Origin of the sequence: Streptomyces hilarionis, from assembly GCF_024539675.1 — a bacterium.
Classification (GTDB): Bacteria; Actinomycetota; Actinomycetes; order Streptomycetales; family Streptomycetaceae; genus Streptomyces; species Streptomyces hilarionis.
This window is the reverse complement of the sequence record NZ_JAHHIT010000080.1, coordinates 11,525-25,309: the sequence shown is the minus strand read 5'-3', so window position 1 is coordinate 25,309 and position 13,785 is coordinate 11,525. Positions and strand designations below refer to the sequence as shown.

At 75.5% G+C, this 13,785-nt stretch carries 7 protein-coding genes; all 7 read left to right on the top strand.

Annotated features, from left to right (window positions below):
* Positions 1 to 559: 559 nt before the first annotated feature.
* The gene (locus KMS84_RS20610; protein ID WP_256917837.1) at positions 560 to 2,698 is read left to right on the top strand and encodes a serine/threonine-protein kinase; all 2,139 of its coding nucleotides are present in this window, start codon (positions 560 to 562) and stop codon (positions 2,696 to 2,698) included.
* A 174-nt stretch (positions 2,699 to 2,872) separates the two neighbouring features.
* On the top strand, positions 2,873 to 5,560 hold the full coding sequence (locus KMS84_RS20605; protein ID WP_256917821.1) for a serine/threonine kinase C-terminal domain-containing protein: 2,688 nt from the start codon (positions 2,873 to 2,875) through the stop codon (positions 5,558 to 5,560).
* Positions 5,561 to 5,718: 158 nt separating this feature from the next.
* Complete coding sequence (locus tag KMS84_RS20600) at positions 5,719 to 7,455, top strand: serine/threonine-protein kinase (RefSeq protein WP_256917820.1); 1,737 nt, start codon at positions 5,719 to 5,721, stop codon at positions 7,453 to 7,455.
* A 76-nt stretch (positions 7,456 to 7,531) separates the two neighbouring features.
* The gene (locus tag KMS84_RS20595) at positions 7,532 to 9,166 is read left to right on the top strand and encodes a serine/threonine-protein kinase (RefSeq protein ID WP_256917819.1); all 1,635 of its coding nucleotides are present in this window, start codon (positions 7,532 to 7,534) and stop codon (positions 9,164 to 9,166) included.
* Positions 9,167 to 9,216: 50 nt separating this feature from the next.
* Entirely contained in the window at positions 9,217 to 10,905 is a 1,689-nt protein-coding gene (locus tag KMS84_RS20590; RefSeq protein ID WP_256917818.1) for a serine/threonine-protein kinase, read from the top strand.
* 68 nt (positions 10,906 to 10,973) lie between these two features.
* Positions 10,974 to 11,915, top strand: a complete 942-nt coding sequence (locus tag KMS84_RS20585) for a serine/threonine-protein kinase (RefSeq protein ID WP_438818964.1) — start codon at positions 10,974 to 10,976, stop codon at positions 11,913 to 11,915.
* A gap of 208 nt (positions 11,916 to 12,123) precedes the next feature.
* The gene (locus KMS84_RS20580; RefSeq protein WP_256917817.1) at positions 12,124 to 13,749 is read left to right on the top strand and encodes a succinic semialdehyde dehydrogenase; all 1,626 of its coding nucleotides are present in this window, start codon (positions 12,124 to 12,126) and stop codon (positions 13,747 to 13,749) included.
* Positions 13,750 to 13,785 lie beyond the last annotated feature (36 nt).

Sequence of the window (13,785 nt, the reverse complement as noted above, 5' to 3'; positions counted from 1 at the left end):
GCCCGGCTCCGTCCTGTCCCGTCCTGTTCCCGGTCCCGTTCGTCCCGTCCTGTCCCCCCGTCCCGCCCGCTCCGTCCGTCACGTCCCGTGCCGCGGGAAGGCGCGCCCCCGGCACGGCTCTTTCCGGCCCGACGACGGGCTGTGCCGGTGGTGTTCGGTCTCAATGGCGTTCCGGTCTCGGACGGCCCCGGAATTCCGTGCGGCGCGTTTCACTCGAACGGGTGTAGCGACCCGGGATCTCCGTTCGGAGCCGGTGCGTTGTACGGGGTGCGAGGAGGGAACTCGGCGGTGGGCAGGGCCGGTTCGGGACCGGATGCCGCGGCCGCCGCGGGGGCCGTGGGGAGGGGGAGTCCGCCCGCGCGCCCGGCCCGTGGGTGCGGGGCGGGCCGGATTCTCCTTCCCCGTCGCCCCCTTCGGCCGGAGCGTGGTGCACCTTCTGGCCGGAATGCGTCACCCGCGGGGTGCGACCGGGAGGCGATGAGGGGCCCCCTGGGCGTCGGGCACTTGTCGGGTGAGGGACAATGGAGGCTCTGTCAGGGCGGGTTGCATGAGGGGACGCATGTCGGAGGCGGAGCGGGCGGGAACACCCCGTCAGGACAAGAGCGCACGTCTCCTCGCCGGGCGGTACCGGCTGGGAGACGTACTCGGCCGCGGCGGCATGGGGACGGTGTGGCGAGCCGAGGACGAGACCCTCGGACGCACGGTCGCCGTCAAGGAGCTGCGGTTCCCGGGGAACATCGACGAGGACGAGAAACGCCGGCTGATCACCCGGACCCTGCGCGAGGCCAAGGCCATCGCGCGGATCCGCAACAACAGCGCGGTGACGGTCTTCGACGTGGTCGAGGAGGACGACCGGCCGTGGATCGTGATGGAACTCGTCGAGGGCAAGTCGCTCGCCGAGGTCATCCGCGAGGACGGCGTGCTGAAGCCGAAGCGGGCGGCCGAGGTCGGGCTGGCGATCCTCGACGTGCTGCGCTCGGCACACCGTGAGGGCATCCTGCACCGTGACGTGAAGCCGTCGAACGTGCTGATCGCCGAGGACGGCCGGGTGGTGCTCACCGACTTCGGCATCGCCCAGGTGGAGGGCGACCCGTCGATCACCTCCACCGGCATGCTCGTCGGGGCGCCCTCGTACATCTCCCCGGAGCGGGCCCGCGGGCACAAGCCCGGGCCGGCGGCCGACCTGTGGTCGCTCGGCGGTCTGCTGTACGCGTCGGTCGAGGGGTCGCCGCCCTACGACAAGGGCTCCGCGATCGCCACGCTCACCGCGGTGATGACCGAGCAGCTGGAGGAGCCGAAGAACGCGGGCCCGCTGAGGGACGTCATCTACGGCCTGCTCACCAAGGACCCCGCGCGCAGGCTCGACGACGCCGGTGCGCGGTCGATGCTCAACGCCGTGCTCCACGCGCCCGAGCCCTCTCACGCCGAGCCGGCGGACGCGACGAAGGTCGTGCCGCTGCCCGCCCAGCCGGACGGGCCCGCGGGCAAGGGGAGTTCGGCGGGCGCCGAGGCGGGCGAGAAGCTGCGCGGCGCGTTCCGGTCCGTGCGCAAGGCCGCCGTCGCGGCGGGGGCGGCCACCTCGGCGGCGGCCTCCCGCGCCAAGCCGGCGGGCGGGGCCACGGCATCCGCTCCGGTGAGCTCCGGCGAGGCGCGCAAGGACGGTGCGGTCCGCGGGTCCGGGCCCGTCGCCCCGCCCGCCCCGCCCACCGCCCGGCCCGGGGCGGGCCCGGCGGCCAAGCCGGACTCCGGTACGGCGGCCGCGAGCAAGGCCGCGTCCGTGCCGGCGGCCCGCTCCGGCGACGGCGCGAACGCCCTCTCCACCTCGCGGTCCGGTCCGGGCGCCGCCGTGGGTACCGGTTCCGGCGCGGGAGCGCAGGGCGGCGCCGGGCGGAGTTCGGGCTGGCCCGTCATGACGCCCCCCGACCTGCCGCCGCGCCCCGTGCCCAGGGCCCCCCTGACCGACGTGGTGCCCCGGCGGACACTGGTGATCATCGCCGCGGTGGTGCTGCTCGCGGTGCTCGGCACCGTGCTGGCGCTCACCTTCGGCGGGGACGACGACAAGGCGAGCGGGACGAACGGCGGCGGCGCGACGGTCGCAGGCGCGAGCCCGGGCCCCGGCACCAAGGAGGACAAGAGCGGCGGGACCCGCACGGACGGATCGCCGTCGCACTCCTCCTCCGCGTCCGGTGCGTCCTCCGCGTCCGGTTCCTCCACCGGTGACACCGCGGTGGCCGGTGGCGCCGGGGCCGTCGCGGGCGGCGAGGGCGCGGCGGCGACGACGCACAAGGGCGCTCAGGGCTACTCGATCGGGCTGCCCGCGGGCTGGAAGTTCAAGACGTCGTCCAGTGCGGGCGACCGTTTCACCGGCCCCGACGGTCAGAAGCTGCTCATCGCGTGGACGACCACGCCCAAGGGCGACCCCGTGGCCGACTGGAACAGCCAGGAGCGCTACATGGTGCGCGCGCAGTACGAGAAGATCCGCATAGCGAAGGTGGACTACCGCGGCTGGAACACGGCCGACTGGGAGTTCACCTACGCGGAGGGCGGGACGGACTACCGCACCGTCGACCGCGGCTTCGTCGTGAACGACGCTCTGGGGTACGCGCTGATGTACACCGCGAAGTCCGCCGCCTGGGACACGGAGCTGCGCGCGGCCACGTGGAAGACGCTCGCGGACACGTTCACGCCGAAGAAGTGACCGTCGCCGGACCGCCGGGTTCGGGTGAGATCCTGCATCCCCTCTTTGCGGGTTGCCTCCGGCACGTATCGTGAGTGCCTGCGGACCGTACGCATCCAGCTATCCGGCCGGATTCGGCTGTAACGGCTCGCAGGACGAACGGAATTGACCGACCGGGCGGCCGGGGGAGGCACAGTGGACGACTATGCGGGTCGGGTACTCGTCGACCGCTACCGCCTGCCGTTGCCGCCCTCGGACGAGTACGAACTCACCGAGTCGCGCGCCTTCGACACGTACAGCGGGCAGGAAGTCCTGGTCCGCCAGGTGCCGTTGCCGGAGGTCGTCGAGGCGGAGGTGCTCGACGCGGAAGGGCTGCCCGAGGGGTTCACGGCGCGTGAGCGCGGAGCACGGCGGCCCGCCGGTCGCGCCGCGGGCGCGGGCACCCGGCGGCCCGCCGACCCCGTCGTGCGCAGGGCCATGGAAGCGGCCCAGGCAACGGCGAGCATCCCCGACCATCCCCGGCTCGACCAGGTCTTCGACGTGTTCGCCGAGGGCGGCTCGCTGTGGATAGTGAGTGAACTGGTCGCCGCGCGGCCCCTGTCGGCACTGCTCGCCGAGAAGCCGCTGACGCCGTACCGGGCCGCCGAGGTCGCCGCCGACGTGCTCATGGCGCTGCGGGTGCTGCACGCCCACGGCTGGGTCCACCGCAACATCACCGCCCGCACGGTCCTCGTCTGCGACGACGGGCGGGTCGTGCTGACCGGCCTCGCGGTCGGCGCGGCCGAAGAGGCCCTGTGCGGATACGACCCGGTGCCGGCCGCGGACCCCTCGCCCGACGCGCCGGGCGACGGGGGCAGGGGCGGTGCGGGCAGCGGCGCGGACGGCTTCGGCACGGGACCGGGCGGACCCGGTGGCCCCGCCGGGAGCGGCGCACCCGCGGCTTCCGTGCCGCGACCGCACCCGGGGGCCCGGGGCGCCTTCGCCCCGGGCGGCCCGGGCGGCGCCGGGGCCGAGGCGGGGGCGGTGGATCCCGAGGCGGCCCGGCGGGCCGCGATAGAGGCGCGGGCCACGGGGGCGTTTCCGGTGCCCGCGTCGGGCGAGCCGTCCGTCGGCGGGGCGTCGGGGGCCGTGGCCCGCAGGGCGCCCGCGGAGACCGGCGGGGACGTCCGTGCCGCGCGGGCCGGCGCGATCGCCGCGTACCGGGCCGGGGCCAGGGCGGCGGCACGGGTGCAGGAGGCCCAGGAGGCGGAGCAGAACGGGCGCGCGGCGCTGCCCGGGGCCCGCCCGCCGGCCGACGGCGGCCACCGGACCGCGCCAGGCCTTCCGCCCGGCCGGATCGCCGACCCCTACGGGGTCCAGGGCGCGCCCGGACCGGCGCCCCACGCCCCCGCGCCGCGCACCCCCTACGGCTCCGGTTTCCCGCAGCAGGGCGGGGCCCCGACGTCGCACGCCTCGCTCACGCCCGTCCCCGGCCCCCAGGTCCCCGGCGCCCACGTCCCGGGCTCCCGGGCCCCCGTGCCCGGCCAGGAGGCCGGACCGGGGCAGGCCCGGCCGGCGCCGGGCGAGGAGCGGGCCGGGACGCGCTGGGACGAGCTCGCGTCCGGGGCGTCCGCCGGCCCCCGGCGCGGTCCCGGCACCGCGCTCGCCGCCGAGCGGGCGCGACAGGCGAGGATGGCCGTCGTCGGGCCGGTCACCGAACGGTGGGCCCCCGAGCAGGCCGGCCCGGTGCACGAGAACTGGCAGCTGGCCGCGCCGATCGGCCCGGCGACCGACCTGTGGGCGCTGGGCGCGCTGCTCTTCCGGGCCGTGCAGGGGCACGCGCCCTACCCGGAGGAGTCGACGGCCGAGCTGGTGCAGCTGGTGTGCGCCGAACCGCCCGCCTTCGCCGAGGAGTGCGGGCCGCTCAGGCCGGTCGTGGAGTCGCTGCTGCGTCAGGACCCCACCGAGCGCCTCGACTTCGAGGAGCTGCGGGGCTGGCTGCGCTCGCTGGTGCGGTCCGCGCCGGAGCCCGAGGCGGGGGCGCACGTCGTGGCCGCCCCGCCCGTCGACCCCCGGCGGCTGCCGATCGTGCGCCGCAGGGGCGAACTGGTGCGCAGGCGGCGCGCCGGGCTGCCCGCGACGCACGGACGGCACAAGCGGGGCCGGGAGCCGGGGGGCTCGCCGCGCAGTCTGGGCCGGACGCTGCTCGTGCTGATCCTGCTGGTGCTGGCCGCGGCCGTCGCGTACGCCGTGCTGTTCATGCCCAAGGCCGGCGAGGGCGGCGCGGCCGGGGCGGACCCCCGGCGCACCGGGGCCGCCGGCGCGAGCGCCGGTCAGGCGCCCGACGCGAGCAGCGAACCCCGCCCCGACCAGACCTCGCCGGACGCCTCCGCTTCCTCCTCCTCGTCGGCGGAGGCCACCCAGACGCAGACCGGCGGATCGGGCGGCGCCGCCGACGGGTTCACCCTGCGCAAGGACGCCGCCGGTTTCCAGATCGCCGTGGCCGACGGCTGGAGCCGCGCGCCGAAGAACGGGCGCGGTCAGGTCGTCTACTCGCACGGGACCTTCGAACTGATCGTCGTCCCCGGACGCGACAGCACCTCGACCGGCGGCAGCGACCCGATGGTCTACCAGCGGGAGAAGGAGAGCGAGCTCCAGCCCTACCGCGACTCCAGCTGGGCGACGGCCTCCGGGCTGCGCACGACGACCGTGGGCACCCGGACCATGGCCGAGGGCCAGTTCACCTGGACCGGCGCGGGCGGGCGCGAGCTGTACGTCCGCAACCTCGCCATCCTCATCGCCGGGCGCTACCACGTCGTCCAGGTGCGGGGCCCGGAGGCCGAACGGGACGAGGTGTCCCGGCTGTTCGAGCAGGCGTCGGCCACCTACCAGTACACCGGCTGACGCACGCCCGGACCCGTCCGCGGGCTGCGGGGTTGCCTCGCGGGACCGGAAGGGACAACCGTCACAGTGCTGTCTCCTTGGCACCCCCCTGGTTCCGCGCGGGCGGTCCGGTCTTTACGCTGACCCTGTCAAGAGCATTGCGGGGCAACGTGAATCAGATGCAGGGCCAGCTTCTCGCGGGGCGCTACCGGCTCGCCGACGCCATAGGGAGCGGCGGCATGGGCCGGGTGTGGCGTGCCCACGATGAGCTGCTGCACAGGGCGGTCGCCATCAAGGAGCTCACGGCGGCGCTCTACGCCGCCGAGGGCGATCAGGCGGTCCTGCTGGCGCGGACCCGCGCCGAGGCCAGGGCGGCCGCGCGGATCAACCACTCCGCCGTGGTCACCGTGCACGACGTCCTCGAACACGACGGCCGTCCGTGGATCGTGATGGAGCTGGTCGAGGGCCGCTCGCTGGCCGACGCGGTCAAGGAGGACGGGCGCGTCGAGCCCAGGGAGGCCGCGCGGATCGGCCTGTGGGTGCTGCGCGCGCTGCGCGCCGCGCACGCCGCGGGCGTACTGCACCGTGACGTCAAGCCGGGCAACGTCCTCCTCTCCGACGACGGCCGGGTCCTCCTCACCGACTTCGGCATCGCCCAGATCGACGGCGACACCACCATCACCCGCACCGGCGAGGTCGTCGGCTCCGTCGACTACCTGGCCCCCGAGCGGGTGCGCGGCCAGGACCCCGGCCCGTCCTGCGACCTGTGGGCGCTGGGCGCGACGCTGTACACGGCCGTGGAGGGGCGCTCGCCGTTCCGCCGCACCTCGCCGCTGACCACGCTTCAGGCCGTCGTCGAGGAGGAGGCCGCCGACCCGCAGCACGCCGGCCCGCTCGGCCCCGTCATCACCGCCCTGCTGCGCAAGGACCCGGCCGCGCGCCCCACCACCGCGGCGGCCGAACACCTGCTGGCCGAGGCCGCCGAAGGCCGCCGCCCCGACGCGGCGCAGGCCTTCGTGCCCACCCAGTACGGCGGGCCGGACCATGCCACGGGAGGCCACCCGGCCGGGCCCCCGGCCGGGGCGCACCCGGTGTCCCACGCCACGCCCCCCACCTCGTACGTGCCGTCGGCGCCCCGGACGCCGACGGCCGCCCATCCCCTGACCCGTCCGAACGCCGTGGGCCCCGCGCACCCCGGTCCGGGCCCCGTGGGGCCGCCCACGCCGCCGGCGCCGTTCACGCCGTCCGCCGCGGACGGCCGGCCGGCCCGCCGCCGTCGCCGGCTGCGCACGACGGCGCTCGTGGTCGTCGTCGCCGCGCTGGTCGGCGGGGGCACGGCCATCGCGTTGCAGCAGTGGCACCCGGGCCGGACGCAGACCGACGGGTCCGGGCCGTCCCCCTCGCCGAGCCCCTCGTCGACAGGCGCCCGGGGCGGCCAGGACACGCCCGACGCCTGGGAGGAGATCCACGACCCGCTGGGCTTCGGACTCTCGCTGCCCAAGGGCTGGAAGCGGGAGGTGTACCAGGACGAGGGGGATCTCCAGCAGATCGACTACACCCCCGACGGCGGCGAGCACTTCGTGCGCATCGCCCTCGACAAGTCCCCCGACTTCAGCGACCCCTACGCCCACCAGATCGACCTCGAACAGCAGCTCGAGCGGCTCGTGGACTACGAGCGGGTCACCCTGGAGAAGAACCTCTACCGCGACCGCCACGGCTCCGAATGGGAGTACACGTGGACGGCGCTGGCCAAGGACACCGAGTTCCCCGGGCCGCGCCGCGCGATCGAGGAGACGTACGTGGCCCGTGACGGCTCGGAGTACGTCGTCTACATGTCCTCGCCCGCGAAGGACTGGGCCGCGACGGTCAAGCAGTTCAGGTCGGTGCTTCAGAGCTGGCGCGAGCCGGGTTCGTAGCGTTCGCGGGCGTGGCGCGGCAGTTGGCCGGACCGCGCCCCGGAGGCGGGGCCTCCGTTGGGGCATGATGGGCCCCATGGGGACCGAGGGGGGCGGGGACACCGCACGGGTCATCGCGGGCCGTTACCGGCTCGAGGCGAGGATCGGGCGCGGCGGCATGGGAATCGTGTGGCGGGCCACGGACGAGCTGCTGGGACGGCGTGTCGCCGTGAAGGAGCTGATCCAGGACGACACGCTCTCGGCCGAGGAGGCGCGCGGCCGCCGTGACCGCACCCTGCGCGAGGCGCGCGCGGTCGCCCAGCTCAGCCATCCGCACATCATCGTCGTGCACGACGTCGTCGAGGACGGCGAACGGCCCTGCATCGTCATGGAGTTGATCAACGGCGGTTCGCTCGCCGACCGGATCGCCGCCGAGGGCCCGCTCGCGCCGCGGGAGGCGGCACGGATCGCCGTCGCCCTGCTCGGCGCCCTGCGCGCCGCGCATACGGCCGGGGTCCTGCACCGGGACATCAAGCCCGCGAACGTCCTGCTGGAACGCGACAGCGACCGCGTCGTCCTCACCGACTTCGGCATCGCGCAGATCGCGGGCGCCACCACGCTCACCGAGACCGGCTCGTTCGTCGGTTCGCCCGAGTACACCGCGCCCGAGCGGATGTCCGGGTCGCGCACCGGCGCGGAGTCCGACCTGTGGTCGCTGGGCGCGCTGCTGTGCACGGTGCTCAGCGGCGAGTCCCCGTTCCGGCGCGACTCGCTGGGCGGGATCCTGCACGCCGTCGTGTTCGCCGAGATCCGCACGCCCCCGCAGGCCGCGCCCCTGCTGCCCGTCGTGCGGGGGCTGCTGGAGCGCGATCCGGAGAGACGGCTGGGCGCGGCGGAGGCGGAACGGCTGCTGCGCGTCTTTCTGGACACCGGACGCACCCCGCCGCCGGTGTCGTCCGGCTACACCCCGACCCAGGCCGACGTGCCGCGCCCGGACGCCCCGGCCCGGGAGCGTTCGACGCGCGGGGTGCTGGTGGCCGCGCTGCTGGTGGCCGCCATGGCCGGGGCGGGTGTGTCGGCGGCGGCGCTGCTTGTGAAGGGGGACGGCGACCGCGGCCGCCCGCCCACGAGTTCGCCGCCGGGCGCGTCGGCGAGCGCCACGCCGGGCCGGCCGGGCACCGATGGCGCGCCGAGCCGTTCGGCGAGCCCCGCCGTCTCGACGACGGTGAGCCGCGGCACGTCCCCCACCGCGCCGCCGGCCGCCGCCCGCCCCGCGACCGACATGCCGTCCGCCCCCTCCGGCTACCGCGTGGCGGACGACCCGGCCGGGTTCGCGCTCGCCGTGCCGGAGAGCTTCAGCCGCGTGCCGCAGGGCGAGCGGGTGTTCTTCATGTCGCCGGGGCAGGTCTTCCGCCTCGGGGTCAAGGTGTCCGACGCGGCCGCCGACGGCCCCCTGGCCGTGATGGAGCGGGCGGCCGCCAAGGGCTCGGACACCAACCCGGGCTACCACGACGGCCAGGTCACCGAGACGACCCACGGCGGACGGCCGGCCGCCCTCTGGCAGTTCACCTGGGACGGCTTCAGCGCGGCGGAGGGGGCCCGGCACACGTACGACCTGTGCTGGGAGGAGGGCGGACGGCAGTACGACGTGTGGGTGTCCGCTCCGGTCGGGAAGGTGCGCGAGGCGCGGGAGTACTTCGACGTCGCGGTCGACACGTTCGTGACACGGTAGTTGCACGGCACCCATGGATACCGGCCTGTCTGGCGCGATATGGATGGACCATGAGCCACCACGGGGGCGTCGGCCACGAGTCCGATGACACGACGAGTTTCGTTCTGCGACCGCCCGACCCGCGACCGCCGAACCCGCGGGCCGACGCGCCCCGGCAGCCGGACGTGCCCCCGCAGGCCGAGGCGCCTGCGCCGGCCTCGCGACAGGAGCAGGAGCCCGGGCCGGAGCGCGAACCAGGGGTCGGCCGGCTCGTCGCGGGGCGCTACCGGCTGCTGGCGAAGCTCGGACACGGCGGCATGGGCACGGTGTGGCGCGCCAAGGACGAGACGGTGGACCGCGAGGTCGCCGTCAAGGAGCCCCGCGTGCCGGACCATCTTCCGGAACGCGAACGCGCCAACGCGTTCGAGCGGATGCGCCGCGAGGCACGGGCCGCGGCCCGGCTGGACCATCCGGCGGTGGTGGGCGTGCACGACGTCGCCGTCGTGGACGGACGGCCGTGGATCGTGATGGAGCTGGTGCGCGGACGCTCCCTGGGCGACGTCCTCCAGGAGGGCACGCTCGACGCGCGCGAGGCGGCCCGCGTCGGCCTGGAGGTGCTCGGCGCCCTGGAGGCCGCGCACGCGGCGGGGGTCCTGCACCGGGACGTCAAGCCGGACAACATCCTCCTCGGCGGCCACGGCCGGATCGTCCTCACCGATTTCGGCATCGCCCAGATCGAGGGCGACACCCGGCTGACCGACACCGGCGGCATCGTCGGCTCGCCCGAGTACATCGCCCCCGAGCGGGTGCTGGGGCAGCGGCCGGGTCCGGCGGCCGACCTGTGGTCCCTGGGCGTCGTCCTGTACGCGGCGACCGAGGGCGTGTCGCCGTTCCGCCGCAGCAACACCCCGGCCACCCTCCAGTCGGTCCTGCACGCGGTCCCCGCGCCGCCCGCCGCCGCGCGGGGTCCGCTGGCCGAGGCCCTCGACGGACTGCTGGAGCAGGACCCGGCGCGCCGGCCGGGCGCCGCCCGGGTCCGGGCCCTGCTGGAGGCCGCGGCGCACCCGCCCGCCCCGTCGGAGCCCGCCGCGCGGACCGCCCCCACCGCCGCGCGGGCCGGGACCCCCGGGGCGCGGCGCCGGTTCGGCCGCTCGGCGTGGCTCGGCCTGGGGGCCGCCGTCGTGGCCGCCGCGGCGGCGGCGTACCTGGTGGTCGCCGACCCGTTCGCCGGGCCGCTGCCGGACGGCTGGAAGACCGTGCACGACAAGGAGGTCACCGCGACGCTCGCGGTCCCCGGCGGCTATGTGCGCGGCGAACCCGCCAAGGACGCCCCCGCCGACGAGCACTGGGTCAGCTGGAGCGACCCGAGCGGCGCGATCTCCGTCGTCCTGGAGGTGAAGCGCGGCGCGGAGGACAAAAGCCACCTGATCAAGGACTCCGCGGCGGCCGAGATGTACGCCGACAACGGCGACTTCAAGGAGTCGGGCGCCTACCGGCTCAACATGCCGAAGGGGCCGCGGACCAGCACGTCCCCCGAGGTCGCCTTCCACGGCCGCAAGGCCGCCGGGAACACGGTCGTCTACACCACCGACGACAGCCAGCACCCGGTCCCGCGCGAGCTGCGGATCCTGTACTACAAGTCCACCGGCGGCGACATGTACAGGCTCCTGGTCGGCTACCCCGGCAAGGGCGACTTCACCGCGCGCGGCCGCGAGGTGGCCCGCGCGGCGGTCGACAACCTGGAGATCGACCGGCCCTGACCCGTTCCGTCACCGAACCCCCTCCGATCCGAGGGGAGTTGGCCGGTGATCGTGGTAGTCATGGAGACATGAGCAACGACGGGGATCCCGTGGCCGCCGAAGGCCGGACGCTGAACGGCCGTTACCGGCTGCTCGACCGCCTGGGGTCCGGCGGCTCCGGCATCGTGTGGCGCGGCCGGGACGAGCTGACCGGGCGCGAAGTCGCCGTCAAGAAGCCCTGGTTGCCGGGCCGCCCCGGCGACGAGCCCTACCGGCGCGCGGCCCACCGCCTCCAGCGCGAGGCCCGCGCCGCCGCCCGCGTCGACCACCCCTGCGCCGTCACCGTCCACGACGTGGTGGTGGAGGAGGGGACGGACGTCGAGGGCGGACTCCCCTGGATCGTCATGGAACTGGTCCACGGCGAGTCCCTGCGCGAGACCCTGCGGCGCGGTCCCCTCGAACCCGCCGAGGCGGCCCGGATCGGCCTCGCCGTCCTGGGCGCGCTGCGCGCCGCGCACGCCGTCGGCATCGTCCACCGCGACCTGAAGCCGACCAACGTGCTGCTCGGCCTCCCCCCGCTCCCGGTCCCGTCCGGGCGGGGAGGCCCGCAGGGCCGTGTCGTGGTCACGGACTTCGGCATCGCGCACGTCCCGGGCGAGGAGTTTCGGACCGAGGCCGGCGAGGCCCTCGGCTCCCCGGACTTCGTCGCCCCCGAGCGGATGTCCGGGCGCGGCGCGGGACCGGCCTCCGACCTGTGGTCCCTGGGCGTGCTGCTGTACACGGCCGTCGAAGGCCGCTCCCCGTTCCCCGGGACGTCACCGCGGTCCACGCCGACCGCACTCCTGCCCGGCGAGCCGCCCGAGCCGCCCGGACCCGGGCGGGCCGGGCCGCTCGCGCCCCTCCTGCGCGGCCTCCTGCACCGCGACCCGGAACACCGGCCGACCCCCCAGGACACCGCGGCCGCCCTGGAGGCGGCCCGCGCCGACGGGGACCGCCTCCCGGCCGCGCCCTGCCCGGCGGAGTCGCGGTGACGGCCCGGGACCACCCCGCGCGGCGGCCGTACCGGGGCGGCGGACTTCGGCAACCGGCCGTGGGACGACCCCGAAGCCCTGATCAGTCCCTGATCAGTCCCTGATCAGCAGGTTTGTTGCCAGTGAACGCTGGCGTCGTGTGTGCGGCCCGTGAATCCCTATTACCGGCGGGTACCCAAAGTCCCCGGCACGTCATACCCTGCGCCTCATGACGGACTCGCAGGCCCCGGACAAGGCACCGGCACAGACCGGCACGAACCCCCTCGCCCCCACCCCCACCGGCGTCCGCACCGCCGCCGACGTGGTCACCCCGGAACTGGTCGCCCAGCTCACCAAGGGCGTCACCGGCTCCGGCCGGACGGCCAACCACACGCCGTTCACCGGCGAGAAGCTCGCCGACCTGCCCGAGTCCACCCCCGAGGACGTCCTCAAGGCCTACGAGGCGGCCCGCGCCGCCCAGGCGGTGTGGGCGAGGACGCCGGTCCGTGAACGCGCCGCCGTCCTGCTCCGTTTCCACGACCTGGTGCTGGAGCGCCAGGCCGAGGTGCTCGACCTCATCCAGCTGGAGACCGGCAAGGCGCGCCTGCACGCCCACGAGGAGGTACAGGCCGTCGCCGTGGCCGCCCGCCACTACGGCCGCAAGGCGCCCGCCTATCTGCGCCCCAAGCGGCACGCCGGCGCCATGCCGACCCTCACCAAGGTCACCGAGCTGCGCCACCCGCGCGGGGTCGTGGGCCAGATCGCCCCCTGGAACTACCCGCTGGAGCTGTCGGTGGGCGACGCGCTCCCGGCGTTCGTCGCGGGCAACGCCGTCGTCATGAAGCCCGACACGGAGACCTGCCTGACCGCCCTGTGGGCCCGTGACCTGCTCATCGAGGCCGGTCTGCCCGCCGACGTCTTCCAGGTCGTCCTGGGCGAGGGCCCGGTCGTCGGCCCCGAGGTCGTCCGGCACGCCGACTATGTCTCCTTCACCGGCTCCACTCGCACCGGCCGCGAGGTCGCCCAGGGCGCCGCCGCCCGGCTCGTCGGCGTCTCCCTCGAACTCGGCGGCAAGAACGCCATGCTCGTCCTGGACGACGCCGACGTGGAGAAGGCGGCGGCCGGCGCCGTCCGCGCCTGCTTCTCCTCGGCCGGCCAGCTGTGCATCTCCATCGAGCGGCTGTACGTCCACGAGTCGATCGCGGACGCCTTCGTCGAGCGCTTCGCCGCCCGCACCCGCGCCATGCGCCTGGGCACCGCCCTCGCCTACGGCGCCGACATGGGCTCGCTGGTCGGCGAGCGCCAGCTGGAGACCGTCACCCGCCACGTGGAGGAGGCCGTCGCCAAGGGCGCCACCGTCGTCGCCGGCGGCGTCGCGCGCCCCGACATCGGCCCCTACTTCTACGAGCCGACCATCCTCGACGGCGTCACGGAGCCCATGTCCGTCTGCACCGAGGAGACGTTCGGCCCCGTCGTCTCGATCTACCGCTTCACGACCGACGACGAGGCGATCGAGCACGCCAACTCGACGCCGTACGGCCTGAACTCGTCGGTGTGGACGAAGGACGGCCGCCGCGGCAGGGTGGTCGCCTCCCGGGTGCGGGCCGGAACGGTCAACGTCAACGAGGGCTACGCCTCGGCCTACGGCAGCGTCCAGTCCCCGATGGGCGGCATGAAGGACTCCGGACTCGGCCGCCGCCACGGCTCCGAGGGCATCCTCAAGTACACCGAGGCCCAGACGGTCGCCCAGCAGCGCCTGCTGCCCATGGCGCCCGCCCTCGGCATGGACGACGAGACGTACGCCCGCTTCATGAGCACCAGCCTGAAGGTGATGAAGACCCTCCGGCTGCGCTGAACCCCGCCGCGCCCGACCCCCGTTCCCGTTCCCGAC